Source organism: Gillisella vitis (assembly GCF_001541345.2).
Lineage (GTDB): Bacteria > Pseudomonadota > Alphaproteobacteria > Rhizobiales > Rhizobiaceae > Allorhizobium > Allorhizobium vitis.
Map to the genome: position 1 here is coordinate 216833 of NZ_LMVL02000006.1, position 22583 is coordinate 239415.

The following is a 22583-nucleotide window of genomic DNA, read 5'->3' on the forward strand; positions in this document are numbered from 1 at the left end:
TTATTCTGCGGCGGCCAGCGCTTGCTGCGTGTTTCTGCTCCAGCCCAGTTTGGGGGCGACTTCTGCGGCAATCAGCTCAATCGAGCGCAGAATATCGGCATGGGGTGGATCGATGGAGTGAACCTGAAACACGAGTTCGGTGGAGCGGGCCAGTGCTGTATCAGCCTTCAGCGAGGCAATCACATCATCCGGTGTGCCCACATGGCTATCCAGCGCCTTGATCAGATCTTCCACGCTGGTGCCTTCAATGCGATGGCCTGCTGCGGCAAAGCGGGCGGCGACTTTGGTGAGGCCAGCTTCTGCCAGCTTCAAAGCGCGCTTGCGGTCTTCGGCCACAAATAGGCTGCGGGAGCCGAGAATGCGCGGGGCGCGGCCTTGGGGCAATGCGTTCAGATAGGTATCGATGATCGGGTTTTGCAATTCATCAAGTCGCGCACCGGGTCTATCTGCCGGGCGCGGCTGGGTGCGAGACAGCATCAATCCATCGCCGCTTTCACCCGCAAGCTTTGCGCCAACGGGTGAGAAGGTGGCAAGCCACACCCGATCCAGCAGATGCGGGGCATTGGGATAGAGCCGATTGCCTGCGCCCACGTCCTTGCCCGCCCAAGCCTTGCGAACGATGTCGAGATATTGGCCATAGACCTCGCCGCGCTTGTCGGCAGCTATGCCAAAAGCCTCGAACGATTCACGGGTGCCACCGGTGCCAAAGCCCACTTCCAGACGACCACCCGACAAAAGATCGGTCACGGCGGTATCTTCGGCTACCCGCAGAGGATTTTCCATTGGCAGGGTGATGACCCCGGTGCCAAGCCGAATGGTGGATGTGCGGGCCGCAACATGGGCGAGGAAAACCGCTGGCGATGGCAGGCCACCTTCTTCGGCATGGAAGTGATGCTGGGCGATCCATGCGCTGTCAAAGCCATTGGCTTCGGCGTGCTGGATTTGCTCTTCAGCCAGACGATAGCGCCCCGCCGCATCGGTATCATCCAGCAACCGTGTGAAAAAGCCAAGCCGTTTTGGCTGTGTTGTCTGCGTCATGATGGTGATCCTGCTGTCAGTGAATGTTGGTGTTTTTGCGGAAAAGCCCGACCGGGAATGGCCTCGATCAATTCGCGGGTGTAGGCGCTTTGTGGATGGGTGAAGACCTCTTCAACCGGGCCGTAATCAACCTGTTTGCCATTGTGTAAAACCGAAACGGTGTCAGCGATCTGGCGCACCACGGCCAGATCGTGCGATACGAAAATATAGGTTAGGCCAAAATCGCGCTGCAAACTGCCAAGCAGGGCAAGAATTTGCGCCTGCACCGTCACATCCAACGCCGAGACGGCCTCGTCCAGCACAACCACCTCTGGCTCCAGCACCAGAGCGCGGGCAATGGCCACCCGCTGGCGCTGCCCGCCTGAGAGCGCATGGGGTTTGCGGCTGAGAACGGAAAGCGGCAGGCCAACGCGTTCAATCATAGCTTCAACGCGCGCGGCGCGTTCTTGCTTCGGAAGCGGTTCAAAATTCAGCAGCGGTTCTCCGACAATCGAGAAAATCGTCTGCTTGGGGTCCAGAGAACTCCACGGGTTTTGATAGACAAGCTGCACCTTGCGCCGGAACGCACGCAGGCTTTTGTGGTTCAGGCTGCCAAGATCAAAATCACCCACCCTGATGCTGCCGGAAGTCACTTTCTGAAACCCGGCAATGCCCCGGATTGTGGTGGTTTTGCCAGAGCCGGATTCGCCAACGATGGCATGGGTGGTGCCTTGCGGAACGGTGAAGGACAGGCCATCAACAGCGCGGAAACGTTCACCCGTTGGCAGTTTGAATTCCTGCACGAGATTATCGACGGTAACACTGATGGGACGATCCGCCGCAATGGCAGGCCGCACAATCGGGGCCGCCAGCGATGGCGCATCGGATAAGAGCCTTGCCGTATAAGCGCTTTTGGGTGCGGCCAACACCTCTGCTGTCTTGCCCTGTTCCTGAATGCGGCCAGACTGGAGCACCACCAGCCGATCCGAGCGATCAGCGGCAACGCCCAGATCATGGGTCACCAGCAGAACGGCGGTGCCATAGGCTTTGCGCAGATCGTCAATCAAATCCAGAATGCGACGCTGCACGGTGACATCCAGTGCCGAGGTGGGCTCATCGGCAATGATCAGCGCTGGTTTGAGCGCAATGGCGATGGCAATCAGCACCCGCTGTTTCATGCCGCCGGAGAGTTCGTGCGGATATTGTTTGGCCCGAAGCTCTGGCTGGGAAAGGCCCACTTGCGTCAACAGCTCCACCACGCGCCTATCAGCATCCCGGCGGGAAAGCTTGCCGTGGATTTCCAGAATTTCGCGCACCTGCGCGCCAACTGTGAGCACCGGATTGAGCGAATTGGACGGGTCTTGCGGAATAAGGCTGAGAACGGGGCCGCGGATGCCGCGCAAGCGCTTTTCACTCCAGCGCGAAATCTCCTCGCCATTCAAACGGATGGAGCCGCTATCAATCTGGCCATTGCCAGATAGCAGGCCAATGATGGCCTGTGCCGTGGAGGTCTTGCCGGATCCGCTTTCGCCCACCAGTGCCACAACCTCGCCAGCCCCGACCGAGAACGAGAACGAGAACGAGACATCATGCACTACGCGGGTGCGCGTTTCTCCATCACCATAGGAAATATTCAGGTCACGTATATCGAGAACAGAAGGGGTCTGGCTCATCGGCTGGTGCTCCCCAAGGATTGGCTGATGCGGTTGGCAGACAGCACCACGGCGACCACAATCAGGCCGGGGGCTGTGGTCAGCCACCAGGCGGTGGCGAGGTAATTGCGTCCTTCGGAAATCAACAGGCCCCATTCCGGTGTTGGCGGCGGTGCGCCATAGCCGAGAAAGCCCAGCGTGGACATTTGCAAAATGGCCCAGCCAAATTGCACGGCGGCATAGGCAATCACCGAGGTAAGCGAATTCGGCAGTATGTGCCGCCACAGCACGCTCAAAAATGTGCCACCGCTGCCATAGGCGGCTTCGACAAAATCCGCCCGCCGCACCCGCACCACTTCGGAACGGGTCAACCGGGCAAAACCGGCAATGGCGGAAACACCCACCGCAATGGCGGCATTGATGGTGCCAAAGCCAAGCAGAATGATGATGCTGAGGGACAGAAGCAGCGTGGGAATAGACAGCAGCACATCGACAAGGCGCATGATGACCATATCCCAGCGCCCGCCCACGGCTCCGGCAAAAAGCCCAAGCAGGGTGCCCGCCACCAACCCCACACCAACGGCGGCAAGTGCACCAGACAGCGAGTGAACGGAGCCATAGACAATCCGCGCATAAAGATCACGCCCAAGGGAATCCGTGCCGAGAAGATGCGCCGCAGATGGCGCTTTCAACTGCCCGCCGGAAATGCCTTCCAGCGGGTTATAGCTGGTAAACAGCCATGGCAAAGCCGCCCAGAGCAGCACGGTGACCATGACCACCCACGCCAAAACCAATCCGGGGCGCAGCCGTTTCAAACGGGTGAGGGATGTCCGGCTGGTGACGCTATCGGATTTCACGGCATGGGTTTGCAGAGAAAGAATTTCGACACTGCTCATGATGTGGCTCCGTTCCGGCTTCTCAGGCGGGGATCGAGAAGGGGATAGGCAAGATCGACCAGAAGATTGATGATGACAAAGGCAGTGGCGGAGATCACCACAATGGCCTGAAGCACGGCAATATCCTGCGTGCTGACGGCTTTTTCGGTCAATTCGCCAAGCCCGTTCAGGCCAAACACGGTTTCGGTCACCACGGCTCCGGCCAAAAGCTCGCCAAACAGCACACCGGCAATGGTCATAACTGGTAAAGCCGCATTGATGGCCACATGCCGCCATAGCACGCGGGCGGGCGTGGCCCCCTTGGCAATCACCACAGAGATGAAAGGCCTTGTGCGGATTTCATCAATATTGCGGATCAGGATTTGCGCCAGAGGCGCGGCAATGGGGACCGACAGGGTGATAACCGGCAGCACCAGACTTTCCCATGGTCCGGGATTGATCACTGACACCAGCTTGAGCCGGAAGGAGAAAATCTGGATCAGCATAATGCCCAGCCAGAACACCGGAACCGAAATCAACAGCGAAGGCACCGCCTGCACCAGATTGCGCAGAAACGAAAACGGCGCGAGTGAAGACAGTACTGCTACAAAGACCGCAAGGGCGATGGCAGCACCAAAGGCGAGCGCCGCCAGTGTCAGCGTGGCAGGCAGATTGGTGGCCAATTGCGCCGTCACAGGCACGCCTGCATGCAGCGAATAGCCAAAATCGCCCTGTAAGAAATTCGCCAGTGTGTGGAAATACTGTACGAACACCGAGGAATCTACGGCATAAGCGGCACGAATTTCCTTAATCTGGTCGGGGCTTAACCCATAATCCGGGCTGAGAAACTTGATCAGCACCGCATCTCCGGGCATGGCCTGCAACAGAATAAAGGACAGGGTAAAGGCTGCCCAGAGCACCAGAACCGCCTGTCCTATCCGGCTTGCAACATATCGCGTCATCATCGATCTCCGCAGATTTCAAAACCGGGTGGCATCGGTTGCCGCCACCCGGTTGCTGACGATTATTTATCCAGCCAGACGCTGTAGAAGCTTGGGCGGGCAACGGCATCAAAAGCCACACCCTTCACGTAAGGCGCTCCGGCAAAAGCCTGTGGCTCTTCAAAAATTGGGATGGCATAGGCCTGATCCAGCACATAGGCCTGCGCATCGGCCACGGCCTTCAAGCGCTTTTGTGGATCAGGCTGGGAGCTGATCTCTTCCAAAATGGCATTGAGCTTCTCATCGACAAAGCCCTGCACCTTGTCACTTGCCCCGCCTTTCTGTCGCAGCACATCGCGGTTTTTCGGGTAATATTGGCTCTTGATCACATCCGGATCAGCACGTCCCACCATGGCAGGTGCCACCGGGGTTTTCTGCGGATCAAGATCATCCAAAGCGGCACTTCCCGCATCGCCTGCGAGCACATTGAGCTTCACGCCCACTTTTTGCCATTGCTGGGCAATCAGTTGCAAGGCGGCACGGTTTTGCGGTTGCGGCAAGGATTCATAGGCGGTCAGCACCAGCTTGGCCCCTTCCTTGGCACGGATGCCTTCAGTGCCGGGCTTATATCCGGCTTCATCCAGCAGAGCCTTGGCCTTTTCAACGTCAAAGCCCAGCTTGTCGGATTGATCGACATAGCCAATGGCTGAAGAGGCAATGATGGAAGTGGCACGCGGATAATTCTTGGAAAACAGGGTTTTGATGATTTCATCGCGGTTGGTTGCCATAGACAGCGCCTTGCGCACCCGCACATCAGCAACCAGCGGATTGTCTGGCCTGAACACCACCGAATTGTTCACGCCACGGGTGCCGGGTGCATAGATCTTGAAATTTTGTGTTTCAACCTGCGCCTCATCATAGGCCTGAATCTGGCGGATCAGATCGGCCTGACCGGCCAGAAGCGCACCAATACGCACGCCATCTTCACGGGTGATGATATATTTGATGCCATCAAGATAGGCGCGGCCCTGATGCTCCAGCTTTTTCGGACCCCAATTGTAATCGGCGCGCACTTTCAGATCGAGCGATTTGCCAAGCGTCTCAGCACTGACGACAAAGGGACCGGAGCCGATGATTTTGGTTGCATCGCCCAATTGCTCAAACGGCAGCGAGAGGGTTTTCAACGACACCAGACCGGAGCCGATAACGGATGTGCCTTGCAGAAAGCCCGGCGAGGGCTTTTTAAACACGAATTTCACCGTCAGCGGGTCAATCACTTCGCTGTGGTCGTAATTGTTGACCACTTCCGACACCGGCTGTTTCAAGCCCTTATCACCAAGCCCGAAGCGATCGAAGTTTTTGGCCACCGCATTGGCATCCACGGGAGAGCCATCGGAGAACGTCACGCCGGGGCGGATCTTGAAGGTATATTCCGTGTTATCGGCATTGACCGTCCAGCTTTCGGCAATCCACGGCTCGATCTCCAGCGTCTTCGGGTTTTGATAGGTCAGCTTGTCGGTGATCTGGTTCAGAATGCCGCTGTTGGGGTAAAAGCCGCCTGCTGGTGGGTAGAGATTGGTATGGGCCTGCTGCTCAAGATAGACCAAGGTTCCGCCCTTGACCGGCGCATCAGATGCATGGCCGATGGTCGAGAGGCTAACAGAAGCGGCCAGCGCGAGGCTAAGGCCAAGAAAAGTGCGGCGAAGCGTCATCATCAATGTCCCTGGAGGTTAAGTGAATGAACCCGTGGGACAAGGGTAGACCTTTGCGCGTTTCAATCAATATTGTCTATTGATTTACTATTCTATTTTTCAGTGCCCTTCTGGAAGATTCATGCTTCACGTTGATGAGTTGGAAAATTTTTAGGAAAGACCGGTTTTGAAGATCGAAAAATCGGGTTGAAAAGCGGATAGCGGATTGATTTTTGGTATTTATTGCGTGGCGTTCAAATTGCGCGCAGGCAAAATTTTGCTCAGGCTTCGAGTTTGCCAGGGGAAAGTGGTTACCGGTTTTTCATAAAAGACAAACGGTAACAAGAGAAGCGAGAGTCTGTCTGTTCAATCTGAGCCTGACAGACTCTCGCAAGGAACAGATATTTGAATCACCCTTGCTACGCTGACCTTCTCACGCTGTTTTTGCCGGCATCATCGACCGCTGATATAGTAAGGCAATCCGTGACTGCCTCCCCGGTTCTTTTGTTGTTGTTCAAGCCTGTGTTTGCGCAAGGGCAATGTCACAAAATTTCGGGATGGTCTGCCGCGTAAATTTAAGACCATGAAACCAACGTCTGGGTGTAAAGAACATGGTTCATGCGGCGCAGAGCCGCGCAATTGGGTGCCATGCGTGTATGGCTGCTGCTCTCAGTTCGCGATGGTGGGCGGATGGGATATCGTGGCGTTGAAGGTTAAAGAGGTCGGCGATCGGGTCGTGGATGGAAACGAAACTCTGAAGCTGTCGCGCTGACTTGAACCGCTTGATAATCCTTTGTCTTCTTCTGATGGGCGGATATGAGTTTTCCGCTGGATTGTTCATCCCTTGTGGCAAAATCCTGTGCGTGCCAGCCAAGTCTGGGTGCAATTTTGGTCACAAAATCGTGCAGAATCTGGTAATATTCGTTCTGTTCAAATTCATAGGGTAGTTCCAGGCGCAGTTCAGAGACCTCTTTGATGATCGGGTCGGCGTGCAACCAGTTGACAATGTCGTCGCTATTGCCGACCAGATCACGAGGATAAAGTGTGCGGTTTGGACCATTGGGATGGAGCGTGCGCTCCAGCCGAGCTTTGGCAAAGTCAAGATATTTGCGCCGCGTGGTTGCGCTGGCGCTGTCGAGCGGTACAATTACCCGACCTAGAGCCACCCGGCTGGCAGCACATCCTGCTGCCCGGTAGAGACTGAGCTGCCTTGCCTGCGCAACATAGAAATCATCAGTATCTTCGCCAGATGTCACATTGCCAATTAAAAGGTTGAGGCCATTACTACCTGCCCACTTGGCCGATGCAATGGAGCCGCCGCCATACCAGATGCGATCAATCAGCCCTTTAGCCGAGGGTTGCAGCCTGGGACGCTGTGGGCCAAAGGGCGTTGTCAGCCTTGTTTCCTTAGATCCGAGATAGTCACTGCGCAGATTATCAATCAGCCGCAGGGCACGGTTGTAGGAAAAGTCGTATTTAGTCCAATCGCCATCGAACACCCTTCTGCCAATCAGTTCAATATGGGCTGGCAATCCGACGCTGATGCCAATGTTCAGCCGTCCGCTGGAGAGTACATCGGCGAGCGCCAGATCTTCCGCCAGTCGAAACGGACTTTCGTAGCCGAGCGGAATGACTGCGGTACCAATTTCGATATGGCGGGTACGTTGACCAGCAGCTGCCAGAAAAACCGCAGCTGAGGAAATGCCTGGCTCCAGATGCCGATGCCGCACCCAAGCCGAGTTAAAGCCAAGCTGCTCGCCATGCTCAAACAGTTGCAAGGTTGCTTCCAGTCCAGCCAGTGGATTGGCTGGCGGATAGTTTCCAGGGGTGAGAAATCCGATATGGTCTATTGCAATGGTCATGGATGGATCCTTTTCTACAGCATCGGACCGAAAAATGGGAACCGGTTTTCTGATAAATCCGTTGTAAAACCAAGACCTTACAGCATTTCTTTGACTCACGTTTTTTGCACGATGCTATAAGCCATATGGGTTTGTTCAATTGGCAGGCAGACCTGGAGGATTGACTTTTGAGGCTTGCAGGCCTTCCGGTGTCAGATTCCACCGAGACAGCGTCGCCTGATATTGGCCGCTGGCGATCAGACCGTCGATGACAATGCTGATCGGCTCCGCCAATCCGCTGCCTTTTCGAGTCGTCACGCCCACCTCAGCTGTCAATGGCCAGCCGGCATTGATAGTTCCCACCAACCGCTTGCGGCCAAGGGTTGCTGCCTGCCATGCCTGCACGGCATTCGGGCCAAGATTGGCGTCAGCCCGACCGGATTGCAGAGCCAGATCAGCGGCTGCATCGTCATCGTAATATTGCAGTTCAAGCGGTTTCAGCCCGTTTGCCGTGTTTTGCTTGTCCCATTCCAGCAGAATCCGCTCCTGAATGGTACCCGAACTGACGATGATCCTCAGGCCGGCAACATCCTTTGGCTCCTTAATGGACGTGATCGGACCATCTTTTTTGACGTAAAAGCCGTGTAGTCCCTGTCTGTATGTGGAGAAGTCGAATTTCCGCTTGCGCTGTTCGGTGACACCGACGTTTGAAATCACGGCATCATATTTGCCAGAGGTGAGGCCCAGTGGCCAATCAGCCCACGCGACAGACAGAAGTTCCAGCTTCAGGCCAAGACTCTCTGCCACCAGCGAGGCGAGGTCCGGATCAAAACCGATCACCGTTTTCGCATCCGTCGCATAGGCTGTGATCGGTGGAGCGCCGACAGCAACGGCCACCGTTAACACTCCGGCACGGGCGAATTTGAAATCCTTTGGAAGGGCTGAAGCCGCTTTCGGATCTTTTTGCGTATGCAGTCGGCCCGGCTGTTCAGGGCTGAGATCAAACTGTTGGGCATGCACCGGCGCTGAGACCAAAAGTGTCAAGGCACCGGCTGCCAGCATTCGAGCTGAGCGGAAGAAAGCATGTTCCATGAAGAAGATCCTGTTTCTAGAGTTTGTCAAGGAAAAGTGGTTACCGGGTTTCCCGATAAGACAAACGGCAACAAGAGAATTTAGAGTCTGTCTGCTTCAATCTGAACTTGGCAGACTCTAAAACAAAAGGCGGGTTTCAAACCCGCCCAACCGTGTTGAGATTATGATCCGCTTTTGGGCAGGCCAGGCGGGTTGGTGCGGCTTTCCGGAATGGCTTCCGCCGTCAGGTTCCAGCGCTTCAGCACTTCGCCATATTTGCCGTTTTTGATCAGGGCGTTTGTGGCAATGGTCAAGGCATCGGCAAGCCCCGCATTTTTGCGGGTCACAGTGGCGATATCCGCTGTCAACGGCCAGCCGCCATTGACATTGCCGACCAGCCGCGTGTTGCCCTTGATCAGCGCACCATAGGCCTGGCTGGCATTGGTGTTGAACCGCACATCGGCACGTCCCGACTGGAGCGCAAGATCGCTGGCGGCGCTATCCTCGTAATATTGCACCTTGATCGGCTTCAGCCCGGCGGCGACATTCTGGCGATCCCAGTCCAGAATGATCTTTTCCTGATTAGTACCGGATGAGGTGATCAGCTTCAGGCCCGCGACATCCTTCGGCTCTTTGATGTCGGTAATCGGGCTGTTCTTGGCGACGTAAAAGCCCAGCAGATCACGACGATAGCTGGAAAAATCATATTTTTCCTTACGCTGCTCCGTCACGGTGACATTGCTGATCACAGCATCGTATTTGCCAGAAGCGATACCGAGCGGCCAGTCCGCCCAGGCGACGGGGACAATTTCAAGCTCTACTCCCAGCGAATCCGCCAGCAATTGCGCAAGATCCGGGTCGGCCCCGAGAATCGTCTTGGCATCGGATGCATAGGTCACAACCGGCGGATCGAAAGGGCTGACGGCCACCGTGAATTTGCCTGGCGTCGTGAATTTGAAACCGGGCTTGATCGCCGCAATCGCCGCCTCGTTTTTCTCGGCCCTCACCCGGTTTGATATGTCAGGACTCAGATCAAATTTATCGGCAGCCAATGCGCTGTCTGCGGTCAGTGCCGTGAATGCCGCCAGGGCCAGGCCCGGCAGGATTTTCCGAAATGTCATGCTGCTCTCCAGTCAGAAATGGGGTTGATGGGGTTAAGTTTCAGTGCGGGCGCTCACAGCACCTTGGCCAGGAATTCCTGGGTGCGCGGGTGAGCGGCATGGCTAAAGATCCGTTCCGGGGTATCCACTTCCAGCACGCGGCCGCCTTCCATGAAGACGACCGTATCGGCGACTTCACGGGCAAAGCCGATTTCATGGGTGACGATCACCAGCGTCGTACCGGTGCGCGCCAGTTCCTTGATCACATCAAGCACTTCCCCCACCAGTTCAGGGTCGAGCGCTGAGGTTGGTTCGTCGAACAGCAGAACCTTGGGCTTCAGCGCCAGCGCCCGGGCAATCGCCACACGCTGCTGCTGGCCGCCGGACAATTGCCGGGGATAGGCATGGATCTTGTCGCTCAGGCCGACACGGGCCAGCAAATCCTGGGCCAGCAGAATGGCCTCGTCGCGTGGAAGGCCAAGGACGGCAATCGGTGCTTCGATCAGGTTTTCAAGAACCGTCAGATGCGGAAAGAGATTAAAGCTCTGGAACACCATACCGATCTCGACGCGGCGTTTCAGGATGTCCTTCTCCTTCAATTCGTAAAGCACATTGCCGCGCCTATTATAGCCGACCAGTTCGCCATCAACCGAGATGAAGCCGTGATCGACACGCTCCAGATGGTTGATGCTGCGCAAAAGCGTCGATTTTCCAGAACCTGAAGGGCCAAGAATTGCCGTGACGCTTCCGGCTTTCAGCGTCAGATCGACACCATCCAGAACCTTCAGATGGCCAAAACTTTTCGACACATTCTGGATGCGCACCACGCCGCCCTGGCGAAGCGCTGTCAAATCCTTCAGGGCCGACCGGCGATTGGCCGTCACCGCTGGCACCGTTGTCAATGCCGCGCGCCCGAAGAACGCCCGGAATGGCAGGGGCTTCGGATTGCGCAGGGCACCTTTGGAAAAATGCCGCTCGATATAGTGCTGGGCGACCGAAAGCACCGTCATGATCACCAAATACCAGGCGGTAGCGACCATCAGCAGCGGAATGACTTCCAGATTGCGGCGATAGATGACCTGCACGGTGTAGAACAATTCCGGCAGCGCCAGCACATAGACAATGGAGGTGGCCTTGGCCAGACCGATGATCTCATTGAAACCGGTCGGCAGGATGGTGCGCATCGCCTGGGGCAGCACAATCCTGAATGCCTGGCGGCGGCGCGGCAGGCCAAGGGCAGCCGCCGCCTCCAACTGACCCTGATCGACCGAGAGAATGCCGCCGCGAACGATCTCGGCAAAGAAAGCCGACTGATTGAGCGTCAAGCCGATAAAGGCGGCGGCAAATGGCGTTAGCAATTGTACGGTCGGGTAATCCACCAGCACCTGGCCGGTAAAGGGCACGGAAATGTGAATGGTTTCATAGAGATAGCCGAGATTGTTGAGCACCAGAAGCAGTACAATCATCGGGATGGAGCGCAGCAGCCAGATATAGCCCCAGGATAGGCCAGACAGCAGCGGTGAGCGCGACACCCGGGCCAGTGCCAGCGCCGTCCCCAGGACCGATCCGCTGATGGTGGCGAGCACAGTCAGCAACAGGGTCCGGCCCAACCCGGCCAGAACCGGCTCCGCAAAGAACCATTGCGCAAAAACGCTCCAGCCCCAGCGTGGATTGGTAAAGGTGGAATAGATCGCTGCGATGATGACTGCCGCAGCAAACACCGTGCCAACAATCCGGGCCGGGTAGCGAGCAGGAACGACCTTCAAACGAGAAAGATCATGGGGCAGATCGCTGGCGACATCCACATGCCGGATGCCTGGAAAGTCCGAAGTGAGAGCCATAGCGCCGTCCTTTCTGAAGAGGGTGGGCTGAAAGATTGAGGAGAACTATACGGAGACCGCACGGCGCTCCGAGCGAAGCTGCGGCTTTTCATCGCCTACGGCGAGATGGCGGATGTCCTTCTCGAAGGGCAGTGTCCGATGGATTTCGGGATCGACCGCCGGATCGAACAGGGCGCTATAGCCATTCTTCAGGTAAAGCCCAACCGCCTCCGGCTGGCGAAAACCGGTGGTAAGATAGATCCGTCCATAGCCCTGCCGCGCCGCCTGGGCTTCGAGTTCTGCCAGCACGATGCGTGCAAGGCCTTGGCGCCGATAATCGGGATGGGTCCAGATGCGTTTGAACTCGGCGGTGGTCTCGTCATAGAACTTGAAGGCACCCCCGCTGATCGGCTGGCCATCGCGCAGCAGCAACAGGAAAGTGCCGAACGGCGGCTGAAAAGCTTCCGCCGGATAGCGGTTGATTTCCTCTACCGCGCCCTCCGCGCTGAAAAACGTCCCGTAGCGGCTGTCATATTCACGGATCAGATCGTCGATCAGCGGCTTTGCTAAGGGGTCGAGCGGCGAGGTGTAAACGAATTTATCGGTCATGGCGGTGCACATCCTCTAGAGAGTGGTGGTCGAAACCGGGGATGACAGGTAGCTCTCCACCAATCGCACCCAGTAGTGAGCGGCGGGCAGAATGATCTCATCGTTGAAGTCATAGGACGCGCTGTGCAGCGGAGCGCCGTCGCCATTGCCGACAAACAGATAGCTGCCGGGCCGCGCTTGCAGCAGAAAAGCAAAGTCTTCGCTTGCGGTGCGCGGTTTGAAATCGGCAATCACCTTCTCGTCACCGAAAGTTTGCAGGGCGACTTTCCGCGCAAAGGCGGTTTCGTCTGCGTGATTGAGAACACTTGGAAAGCCAAAGCGATACTCAACCTCGGCCTTTGCGCCGAAGCTTTCAGCCTGTGCTCTCGCCAGCGCCGGAATGCGCTCGCTCAGTTGCTGGCGCACAGCCTCATTAAACGTGCGCACTGTCAACTTCAGTTCCACGCTTTCTGGAATGACGTTGGAGGCCGAGCCGCCATGGATTGAGCCAACCGTAATCACCGCCATTTCGCGCGGATCGACATTGCGCGACACAATGCTTTGCAAGGCGGTGATCAGCGAGGCAGAGGCCAGCACCGGATCAACGCCCCGGTGCGGCTCTGCCCCATGGCCACCCTTGCCAACCACCTTGATATAGGCCTGATCCACCGAGGCCATGGCGGGTCCCGGCACAAAGCCAAATGAGCCAGCAGGCACATCCGGCCAATTGTGCAGGCCAAACACTGCGTCCACCGGAAAACGCTCGAACAAGCCCTCCGCCAGCAGCTTTTTAGCGCCCGCGCCGATTTCTTCGGCAGGCTGGAAAATCAGCCGAACTGTGCCATCAAATTCGCTGAATTCAGCCAGATAGCGGGCAGCAGCAAGAAGAATAGCCGTATGCCCATCATGCCCGCAGGCATGCATGATGGACTTGTTGCGGCTGGCATAATCAAGGCCTGTGGCCTCTGCGATTGGCAGAGCATCCATATCGGCGCGAAGGCCGATGATGCGGCTACCTTCGCCCTTTTTTAAGGTGGCAACAATGCCGGTTCCGGCAATGCCATGCTCTATCTGATAGCCATAAGAGGCCAGATGCGACACCACCAGATTGCTGGTGCGCTTTTCCTGAAAGGCAAGTTCCGGGTTCTGGTGCAGATCTCGCCGAAAGGCGATGATTTCATCAAGATAGGTACGGATTTTCCTTGCCACCCGGTCTTGCACCAGGGGACTGTCAACGGCGATGTTCATGGTTGTTTTCAGCCGATGCGCTTAGGCGCTGGCTGCCCTTGTTGTCTGGTCATCAGTTTTGGCCGTATAGCGGCTCTCGCGGAATGGAAGACCGAGGTGATCCCGCAGGGTGTCGCCCTGCACGGTACGATCATAATACCCGCGCGCTTCAAGCACTGGCAGAACATACGTCACGAAATCATCAAGCCCCCCGGTGACCACCGGAAAGCCAAAAATGAATCCGTCGGCGGCACCGCCATCCACCCAGCGAATGATCTCGTCAGCAATACGATCCGGCGTGCCGACAAAATTGCTGCGCGGCGTTGCGGCTTCCAGCGCCACTTCACGCAAGGTTTGCCCCTTTTCCTTGGCGTTCTTCTTGATCTTGTCGGTGGTTGAGCGGAAACTGTTCTTGCCGATATCGCCCAGTTCGGGGAATGGCGCATCCAGCGGATACTGACGGAAATCATGGTGATCGAAGAAGCGGCCCAGAAACAGCAGGGCTTCTTCAATCGTCACCAGTTCCTTGATGGCCCGATATTTTTCATCCGCCTCTTCCTGTGTCGCACCAACAACGGGTCCAATACCAGGGAAAATCAGCACGTCATTGGCGCTGCGGCCCTGCACTACTGCGCTTTGCTTAACCTGCTTTGCAAAGGCCTGACCCTCTTCAAAACTCGCACTGTTGGTAAATACCGCATCGGCATGTTTGCCTGCCAGATGAATGCCAGAGTCAGACGAGCCAGCCTGAAACACAACAGGCTGCCCCTGTTTGGAACGGCCAATATTGAGCGGACCTTCCACCCGGAAGAAACGGCCTTTGTGATCCAGTCGATGCAGTTTTTCGCGATCAAAAAATGTGCCCGTGTCGCGGTTGCGCACAAAGGCGTCATCATCCCAGCTGTCCCACAGGCCCTTGACCACATCCAGATATTCCTCGGCAATCTGGTAGCGCAGGGAATGTTCGGGATGTTCGCGGCTATAATTGCGGCCGGACCCTTCCAGCGGTGTTGTCACGGCATTCCATCCTGCGCGGCCACCGCTGATCAGATCAATCGAGGCAAATTGCCGGGCAACGGTGAAGGGGTCGGAATAGGAGGTGGAAATGGTGCCGACCAAGCCGATTTTCGAGGTGGATGCCGCCAGAGCTGAGAGAATAGCAATTGGCTCAAAGCGGTTGAGAAAATGCGGAATGGAATGCTCGTTGATATAAAGCCCATCGGCCACGAAGGCAAAAGCGATACCGGCGTCTTCCGCTTTGCGGGCTGTTTCCACATAGAAGGGAAAGTTCACGCTGGCATCAGCGGGAACGCTTGGGTGTTTCCACGCATTCATATGGCCGCCGGGGCCGTGCAACATAATGCCGAAATTGATGGATTTCTTGGTCATGGGAACATCTTTCTCTAAAATCAGGCTGCGAGGGATAGGCGGGAGGCGGCAATCAGCTCAATGGCGTTGAGCCGAAGCGCTGCCTGCGGCACCGGGATGTCGATGATAAATTCGCTAACCCCAAGGTCGGCATGGAGTGTGTCGAGTTCCTTGCGCACCTGCTCTCCCGTGCCTGCCAGCACATGCGGGGTCTTTTCCTCAATTCGGTAATCGGCCACACCAGACTGGCGGGCGAATTCAGTGGCCTGTTCCGGGTTCCCAACATTGACGCTAACGCCATTGGAGAGGATGACCTTGAAAATCTTGATATCCGCCACCCGGCTTTTGGCGAGGTCTTCCTGCTCTGCCGCAAAAGCAGCCAAAGCGAGGATCGGGGTCTTGCCGCCTGTCTCGCGACGGTAAACATCAAAGGTCTCTTGAAGATTTTGCTGATCGCCATTGAGGTGGCCTGCAAAAACCAGCGTCCAGCCCTTTGCGGCGGCAAGCTTGGCGCTGGCAGCGCTAGCCCCCAGCAAAAAGCGCTCTGCCGGAATGGTTGGCACCGGCGTTGCCAGCAATTCATTGGCCGCAGCGGCGTCGGTGAGCAGGTAACGGTTCAGGTCTTCGATTTGCTTTTCAAAGTCCCGCGGCGGCGCATCAGCCTGCCCGGTGCGCAGGGCGCGGGTGGCGTGGGGAAAGCCGCCGGGGGCCTTGCCCACACCCAAATCAACCCGCCCTGGAGCCAGAGACGCCAGCAAATTGAATGTTTCCGCCACCTTATAGGGGCTGTAATGCTGGAGCATGACGCCGCCAGAGCCAATTCTGATATGTGAGGTTTTTGCCAGAAGATAGGCAATCAGCGTTTCCGGTGCGGAGCTGGCCAGTGCGGGAATATTATGGTGCTCCGCCAGCCAGAAGCGCTTATAGCCAAGCGCTTCGGCGCGGGTGGCAAGTGCAACGGTTGTTTTCAGCGCGTCGGTGGCAATGGCGTCTGGCTCTACCGGGCTTTTATCAAGAACGCTGAGGGAGTAGGTCATGGGAAGTCTTCCGCTCCAATTATTTATTAAACTCTATAAAATCGATAGAATTAATATTTTAGAAGAAATGATTTTCCATTTTTGCTCTCAAAGAGGGAAAAATGCAGTGGGGAATATTCAGCCTAAAGGCGAGGCGCTGTCGCAATGAGCGGATGCTTTTGATGGGGAGTGGTTAACCCTCAGAAGAGGCCTTCGCTGGATAGCTTATGTTGCTTGCGACAGTTGGAGCGTATTTTTCACGGTGCTTGTGGGTGAGAGAAAAAACTACCTCCATATAAACTATAAAAAACATAGATTAACTTCAATAACCGTCAATGTCTGCGATGCTGCCTCGGCATGTTTGCAGCAAAGGACGGCGCCGATGACCAGGACAATTCACTTCAACGCCTTCGATATGAATTGCGTCGGACACCAATCGCCTGGATTGTGGGCGCATCCGGATGACCGATCCTATACATACAAAGATCTGGATTATTGGCAGAATTTGGCGCGCACTCTGGAGCGCGGGATTTTTGATGGCATCTTCATTGCTGACGTGATCGGCTATTACGATGTCTATAAAGGCTCCAATTTCCACGCGATCCAGCAGGCGGCGCAAATTCCGGTCAACGATCCGTTGCAACTGGCGGCTCCCATCGCTTTGGCCACTGAGCATCTGGGTATTGGCATCACTGCATCAACCTCGTTTGAGCATCCCTATCATTGCGTTTACGCCACTGGCGCAAGGCTTGCTGACCAACAAATACCTGAACGGCATTCCAGAAGATGCCCGCGTCAACCGCCCCGGCAGCGATTTCCTGCGGCCAGAGCATTTGAAGGAAGAAAACATTGTTCGCGCCCGCGCCCTGAATGAGATTGCCGCTCGCCGTGGTCAATCGCTGGCGCAGTTGGCGATTGCATGGGTTTTGCGCGATCCTCGCGTGACATCGGCCCTGATTGGAGCCAGTTCTGCCCGGCAGATTCAGGAAAATGTCGATGCGCTCAACAATCTTACCTTCACAGCCGAAGAGCTGGCGGAGATTGATCGCTATGCGGTCGAAGGTGGCATCAACCTTTGGGAAAAGCCTTCACACGATCAAGTGGTGTAAAGACAAACAAAAACGGCCTGAACACTTCTGTTCAGGCCGTTTTTTCATTTCAGGCGGCAAGAAACTCAGCCGCCGTATTCAATAATCTCCAGCCCCGCATTGTAATCGGTGGCGTAGATCAAGCCACTGGCATCCACAAACACATCCGCTGATTGGATGACTTTCGGACGACCGGGTCTACGGTCGGTCATCGAGGTTGGGGCGGCAGGCACCAGAGCACCGGTTTCGACCGGATGGTACGGATCGGAAATATCAAAAGCGCGAATGCCGGCATTTTGCCAGGTGGCGAAAATCAACGTGTCTGACACAAACGAGCCCGGTCGGTTTTCATGCAGGTTATGGGGGCCGAAATGGCCGCCTTTCTGGGTGTAATCGATCTCGTCAGGAATCGGGAAGGTGGAAATGCTGACCGGATTTTCCGGCACGCGGATATCAAACACCCAAGTATGCTTGCGGCCATCTTCCTCATTGTCCAGCACCGCCTCATCGGCCACAACCAGCAGATCACGCCCCGGCAGAGGAAGCGGAGAGTGCGTGCCGCCGCCATAGGGGGGTGACCAATTGTGATGCTTGATCAGTTTTGGCGCAGCATGGTCCTTGATGTCGAGAAGTGTCAGCCCACCATCGCGCCAGCAGGCATAGGCGGTGTCGCCATGCACCAGTGCATGGTGAAGGGCATAGCGCTTGCCATCGGCCCAAGTGCGGTTCTCGCCTGCTGCCGTGTTCATGCCCGGCAGCCACCAGCGGCCAATCAGCTCCGGCTTGGTGGGATCGGCCATGTCGATGGTCACGAAAATATAATCGGAAAAACCATCGAGCAGGGCCGATGCATAGGCATACCGCCCGCCAACATACCAGAGCCGATGAAAACCCACGCCATCCACATCCAATTGCCCGATCTTGCGTGGGGCGGCGGGCGCAGAAATGTCATAGACGGTCATGCCCGCCGTCCATGCCCGTTCGCGTTTGCTGGCGGCGACTGTCTCGCCGACGGATTGGGTGTAATAGGCCTTTTCATCGGTGAAACTCTCTACATCGGCAAACAGATCAAGCGCATTGATCACCAACAGCAGATCGCCGTGGGTTTGCAGATGGATGTTCCATGTGTTGGCGGGGGCCTGCACGTAGTTGACGGTTTTCGGATGTTTCGGATCCCGCACATCGATAATGGAGAAGCCCTGCGACCACGGATGCGCCACATAGGCATAGCCGTGATGCACCATCAATTGCAGTCCATCACCACGTCCGCCAATATCGCTATGGCCGATCAGTTTCATATTGCGGGCAAAGTCTGGCTTTGGCAGGTCTATGGTGGTCATTGGGCTTCTCTCACTTTCAATCGACTTGCGGCGCTTACTTGACGGTTGATGGAATCCACGCAGCCGTGGCAGCATCGCTCTTCAAGAAGGCCGGGAATTTCTGCTGCAATTCCTCAATCGAGCCGATCTTGTTGTTGACCAGATCATCGCGGGTGATCAGCGTGGGCTTGAGCAACACCGAATAACCGGGGTTTTGCCCAGCAACCGCAAGCGAAACCGCCCGCACCGAAACCTCGCCAACCACGGCAGCATTGGTGGCAGCGGTTGCCACCCAAGCGCTGTCCGGCTCAATCATCAACTGAATATCGGCAGTGGAAATATCGACGCCATAGATTTTCACTTTGCTGGACAGGCCAAGCTCATCAATTGCCAATTTCGCGCCCTTGGCAAATTCATCCCATGGGGTGAAAATCACCGAAATATCGGGGTTTGCGCGGAGCACGGCCTTGGTCTGGTCGGCGACGGTGGCCGGAACCGTGTCATTGACCACGCCCCAGACAGCCTTTTCCTTCAGATTGTGCTTGGCAACATAGTCCTTCCACACGGCATAGCGGCGATCCAGCGGGGCAAAACCGGCCACATAAATCGCACCACCGTTAAAGCCATCGCCCTTATCCTTAACGGCCTGATCCAGCACCAGCTTGGCCATATCGGCATCGCTCTGCTCGATTTGCGGGATGTTGGGATTGTCGAGGTTCACATCATAGGCGACCACCTTGATACCCGCATCCAGCGCCTTTTGCGCCACATCCTGCAACACTTCCGGGCGGCCATTGTTGATGATGATACCATCGACCTTCAGATTGATGGCCTGCTCGATCAAAGCGCGTTCTGCATCATTGTCATTGCGGGCCTGCGATACGGTGAGGTTGATGCCCAGTGCATCGGCCTGCCGCTTGACGCCTGCTTCAAAGGCTTGCAGCCAATCACCACCGCCGAGATAGCTGACAACGGCGATGTTCACGGTTTTCTTGTCAAACGGGGCGGGCGCGCCGTCAAGGCCAGCGGCAGAGGCATGGGTGGCAAAAATCGATCCGGCCAGAAGAACTGCGCCAAGGGTACGAAGAGTCTTGATCATGTTGGTTCCATTCAAGAGATGTGTTTGGATGTTCAGGTGCGGGTGCGGCTGACGCCATAGGTGAGGGCAAGAGCGCCAACCAGCACAAAGCCCTTGACGAAATCCTGGGTGTAATAGGGGGCGTTGAGCATAGTCAGACCATTGAGCAAAATGCCGACAAAGACAGCTCCAATGATGGTGCCCAGTACATTGGGACGCCGAAGACCCAGAACGGCAAAGCCGATCAGTGATGCAGCAACCGAGTCCATAAGAAGTGACGCGCCGGAAGAGACATCGCCGCGCCCGACGCGCGCTGCGACAATAATGCCGCCAAATGCCGCCAACGTGCCGGACAGCACATAGGCAAAGGACTTGATTTTTGCCGTATTGGCCCCCGCCAGACGGGTTGCCACTTCATTGCCGCCGGTGGCAAACAGCAAGCGGCCAAGACGGGTGCGCTCTGTCAGAACAAATAGCGTCACAGCCACGATGGCCAGCAGAATGACCGGGAAGGGGATGAGGTCAAACAGGCTGGAGCGACCGATTGTTAGAAACAGAGGATCATATTTTCCGGTTGCCGTTGTTCCATTGGGCAGAATGAGGCCGACCGAAATGGAGCGTCCAGCTGTTGGGATCAATTGCAGACCAGAGAGCAGAAACATCATCGCCAGCGTGGCCAGAAGATCCGGCACTTTGAGCTTGACGATCAGAAAAGCATTGGCAAAGCCGATCAACGCGCCAAATGCGAGCACCAGCGGCACGGTTTGATAGGCGTTCAGGCCCAGCACAATCATCGCATAGCTGGATGCCATGACGCTGGAGGCGGCAACCGCGCCCACCGAGAGATCAAAACCGCCAATTGCCAGCGTCACCGTAACCCCGGCTCCAATGATCGCCACCACAGCAACCGCTTGCAAAATGCTCATCAGGTTGTTGATGTTGATAAAGGCGGGCTGGGCAAGGCTGAAGATAACAACCAACCCCGCCAGCAGAATGAAGACAGCACCGCGCCGGATGGTTTCACGCACAAGGCTTGCCACGCTTAGGCGATCATGCGTTTGCTTCAGCGTATCTTTGGGAATGTCATTCACCGTCGTCATCAGGCGATTTCCTTGTGGTGATTGGCTGAGGCAGCCGTGGGCGTCAGCTCAATCAGAGTATGTTGATCAATCAGCAAAATACGGTCGGCCACTTCCTGTGCTTCCTCAAAATCCGAAGTAGCAATCAGGGTTGCGCGATCCGCGTGGCTGCGAATGGTGGCGATAATGTCTTGCCGGGCACCGACATCGACGCCCTGAAACGGCTCATCCAACAACAGCAAGCGGCTTTGCTCCACTTCCCAGCGAGCAATCACAGTCTTTTGCTGATTGCCGCCCGAAAGTGACCAGACGGAAGCGTCTGGACTCGACGCCTTGATGCCGAGCCGTGAAATGGCAGCTTTTGCATGCACGGTCTCTGCATCGGACAGCAGAAAACCAGAGGGATACCAGCGCTTGAGATGCGGCAGGCTAATGGTGGCCGCCACGCTCTCGCCCGGCCAATCGGCAGGCATCAAGGCTGAACGGTGACGATCTTCCGCCACAAGCGCCACACCAGCGGCAATGGCCTCTGCCGGGCTTTTGGGGGCATAAGGCTTACCATCCAGCGTGGCTTCTCCCGCAGCAAATTGCCCCGCTCCAAACAATGCAGATAACAGCCTGCTTTTGCCCGCACCCAGCACGCCGGTGATGGCCACCACTTCGCCCTCACGCACCGTGAGATCAAAGGATTTGCTGCTGCCCAGCAGCTGAATGCCACACAAATCCAGCACGGCTTTGCCAAATTCTGTGCGATGATCAGGTCGCGCCGTGTTTAATGAACGGCTAATCATCGTCTCAAGGGCTGCATCAAAATCAATCGGGCGGCTGAAGGCACCGACATTGCGCCCGCCTCGCAGAATAACAACGCGGTCGGCAAGAGCAGCCAGATCGGCGGTGCGATGCGAGATGTAGAGAATTGCGATGCCACGGGCTTTCAAACCCAGCAGGATAGCATAGAGGCACTCTGCTTCCTGCGTCGAGAGGCTGGCCGTTGGCTCATCCAAAATCAACAATTCAGCCTTGTTGGCAAGTGCACGGGCAATGGCCACCATTTGCCGATCCGCTGCGCCCAGATCAGCAAAATCCCGATTCAGCGGCAGGTCGAAACCCGCCTCATGCAAAACGCGCGCTGCCTCACGCCGCACGCTTTTGGATGAGAGAAAAAATGGCTGACGGCCATCGACATAGTGATTGAGCAGAAGCGCATCTGCCACGCTCAAGCCCGGAATACCCACCACATCCGTGGACTGGTGAACTGTCACCACGCCAAATTTGGCGGCTTCTGCCGGGCTTTGCGGGGCAAAAGGCTTGCTCTTTAGCAAAATACTGCCGGAATCGGCCGATTGCACGCCGGAGAGGATTTTCACCAGCGTAGATTTCCCGGCCCCGTTTGCGCCCATCAGGGCAACAATCTCGCCCGGCTCGATGACCAGCGATGCGTCGATCAAGGCCTTGGTCGAGCCGAAGGAGCGGGAGATGTCTTTAACGTCAAGAAGGGGCATTGCGGGCTCACCAATTGTGTTGATCAGGTGATAAACCCTTGGTGACCGCCAGCAAGAATGGCAGTTTCAAACATCATTTAATATATAGAATAAATTTGCATAGCAGGTGGATTGAACCATACCCGCTGTGGTGTGCCGACCATTATACTGTCGCATAGCGCGATCAAAACTGGCATTTATCAACGATTGCTGGAATAGCCGTCGTCCCAAACTCGCCGGATAAAATAACCGATGAATGCGGCTCAAAGGGCAAAGAAATCTATTCTTGACCGGAATTTCACGTTTTAAAAATCTATAAATACCGTAGATT

18 protein-coding genes and 2 pseudogenes are annotated in these 22583 nt (G+C 56.1%); 3 read left to right on the top strand and 17 right to left on the bottom strand.

Going from position 1 to position 22583, the window contains the following annotated elements:
* From ASB66_RS20450 to ASB66_RS20510, 13 genes are all read right to left on the bottom strand, one after another.
* The gene (locus tag ASB66_RS20450) at nucleotides 1–1038 is read right to left on the bottom strand and encodes a putative FMN-dependent luciferase-like monooxygenase (protein WP_060717950.1); all 1038 of its coding nucleotides are present in this window, start codon (nucleotides 1036–1038) and stop codon (nucleotides 1–3) included.
* Nucleotides 1035–2690, bottom strand: coding sequence for a dipeptide ABC transporter ATP-binding protein (locus ASB66_RS20455; RefSeq protein ID WP_060717951.1), 1656 nt, complete (start codon nucleotides 2688–2690; stop codon nucleotides 1035–1037). The genes ASB66_RS20450 and ASB66_RS20455 overlap by 4 nt, the downstream gene beginning before the upstream one ends.
* A complete protein-coding gene (locus ASB66_RS20460; protein ID WP_114386895.1) occupies nucleotides 2687–3565 on the bottom strand; it encodes an ABC transporter permease in 879 nt (292 codons plus the stop codon). The genes ASB66_RS20455 and ASB66_RS20460 overlap by 4 nt, the downstream gene beginning before the upstream one ends.
* Nucleotides 3562–4506 carry an ABC transporter permease gene (locus ASB66_RS20465; RefSeq protein WP_060717975.1) on the bottom strand — a complete coding sequence of 315 codons (945 nt, stop codon included), beginning with the start codon at nucleotides 4504–4506 and terminating at the stop codon, nucleotides 3562–3564. Before ASB66_RS20465 ends, ASB66_RS20460 begins: the two co-directional genes overlap by 4 nt.
* A gap of 62 nt (nucleotides 4507–4568) precedes the next feature.
* The gene (locus ASB66_RS20470) at nucleotides 4569–6200 is read right to left on the bottom strand and encodes a TIGR04028 family ABC transporter substrate-binding protein (RefSeq protein ID WP_411910136.1); all 1632 of its coding nucleotides are present in this window, start codon (nucleotides 6198–6200) and stop codon (nucleotides 4569–4571) included.
* A gap of 689 nt (nucleotides 6201–6889) precedes the next feature.
* Nucleotides 6890–8038, bottom strand: coding sequence for an LLM class flavin-dependent oxidoreductase (locus tag ASB66_RS20475; protein WP_081089017.1), 1149 nt, complete (start codon nucleotides 8036–8038; stop codon nucleotides 6890–6892).
* Between the two features lie 135 nt (nucleotides 8039–8173).
* Complete coding sequence (locus ASB66_RS20480; RefSeq protein ID WP_060717952.1) at nucleotides 8174–9109, bottom strand: ABC transporter substrate-binding protein; 936 nt, start codon at nucleotides 9107–9109, stop codon at nucleotides 8174–8176.
* A 161-nt stretch (nucleotides 9110–9270) separates the two neighbouring features.
* Nucleotides 9271–10209 (bottom strand): ABC transporter substrate-binding protein, encoded by a 939-nt coding sequence (locus tag ASB66_RS20485; protein WP_060717953.1) that lies wholly within the window; start codon nucleotides 10207–10209, stop codon nucleotides 9271–9273.
* A 53-nt stretch (nucleotides 10210–10262) separates the two neighbouring features.
* Nucleotides 10263–12029, bottom strand: coding sequence for an amino acid ABC transporter permease/ATP-binding protein (locus ASB66_RS27020; protein WP_081089018.1), 1767 nt, complete (start codon nucleotides 12027–12029; stop codon nucleotides 10263–10265).
* Between the two features lie 45 nt (nucleotides 12030–12074).
* Nucleotides 12075–12629 (bottom strand): GNAT family N-acetyltransferase, encoded by a 555-nt coding sequence (locus ASB66_RS20495; protein WP_171431152.1) that lies wholly within the window; start codon nucleotides 12627–12629, stop codon nucleotides 12075–12077.
* Between the two features lie 3 nt (nucleotides 12630–12632).
* A complete protein-coding gene (locus tag ASB66_RS20500; RefSeq protein ID WP_060717955.1) occupies nucleotides 12633–13844 on the bottom strand; it encodes a M20 aminoacylase family protein in 1212 nt (403 codons plus the stop codon).
* Nucleotides 13845–13865: 21 nt separating this feature from the next.
* Nucleotides 13866–15212, bottom strand: a complete 1347-nt coding sequence (locus tag ASB66_RS20505; RefSeq protein WP_060717956.1) for an LLM class flavin-dependent oxidoreductase — start codon at nucleotides 15210–15212, stop codon at nucleotides 13866–13868.
* A gap of 20 nt (nucleotides 15213–15232) precedes the next feature.
* Nucleotides 15233–16228 (bottom strand): MsnO8 family LLM class oxidoreductase, encoded by a 996-nt coding sequence (locus ASB66_RS20510; RefSeq protein WP_060717957.1) that lies wholly within the window; start codon nucleotides 16226–16228, stop codon nucleotides 15233–15235.
* On the opposite strand from ASB66_RS20510, the gene ASB66_RS26310 reads away from it, so the two are divergent.
* From ASB66_RS26310 to ASB66_RS20520, 3 genes and pseudogenes are all read left to right on the top strand, one after another.
* Nucleotides 16227–16376 carry a hypothetical protein gene (locus ASB66_RS26310; protein ID WP_156545262.1) on the top strand — a complete coding sequence of 50 codons (150 nt, stop codon included), beginning with the start codon at nucleotides 16227–16229 and terminating at the stop codon, nucleotides 16374–16376. The two genes, ASB66_RS20510 and ASB66_RS26310, sit on opposite strands and share 2 nt — an antisense overlap.
* A gap of 213 nt (nucleotides 16377–16589) precedes the next feature.
* Nucleotides 16590–16928: pseudogene (locus ASB66_RS20515) on the top strand (5,10-methylene tetrahydromethanopterin reductase); the annotation flags it as partial.
* A pseudogene (locus ASB66_RS20520) lies at nucleotides 16927–17316 on the top strand (aldo/keto reductase); the annotation flags it as partial. The pseudogenes ASB66_RS20515 and ASB66_RS20520, both read left to right, overlap by 2 nt.
* A 65-nt stretch (nucleotides 17317–17381) precedes the next feature.
* Here ASB66_RS20520 and ASB66_RS20525 read toward each other — a convergent pair.
* The 4 genes from ASB66_RS20525 to ASB66_RS20540 are packed head-to-tail and all read right to left on the bottom strand — an operon-like array spanning nucleotide 17382 to nucleotide 22273.
* On the bottom strand, nucleotides 17382–18635 hold the full coding sequence (locus tag ASB66_RS20525) for an LVIVD repeat-containing protein (RefSeq protein WP_060717959.1): 1254 nt from the start codon (nucleotides 18633–18635) through the stop codon (nucleotides 17382–17384).
* 34 nt (nucleotides 18636–18669) lie between these two features.
* Entirely contained in the window at nucleotides 18670–19713 is a 1044-nt protein-coding gene (locus ASB66_RS20530) for a substrate-binding domain-containing protein (RefSeq protein ID WP_060717960.1), read from the bottom strand.
* Nucleotides 19714–19745: 32 nt separating this feature from the next.
* Nucleotides 19746–20792 carry an ABC transporter permease gene (locus ASB66_RS20535; protein WP_060717961.1) on the bottom strand — a complete coding sequence of 349 codons (1047 nt, stop codon included), beginning with the start codon at nucleotides 20790–20792 and terminating at the stop codon, nucleotides 19746–19748.
* Nucleotides 20792–22273: a sugar ABC transporter ATP-binding protein gene (locus tag ASB66_RS20540; protein ID WP_060717962.1), complete on the bottom strand. Its 1482-nt coding sequence runs from the start codon at nucleotides 22271–22273 to the stop codon at nucleotides 20792–20794. The genes ASB66_RS20535 and ASB66_RS20540 overlap by 1 nt, the downstream gene beginning before the upstream one ends.
* Nucleotides 22274–22583 lie beyond the last annotated feature (310 nt).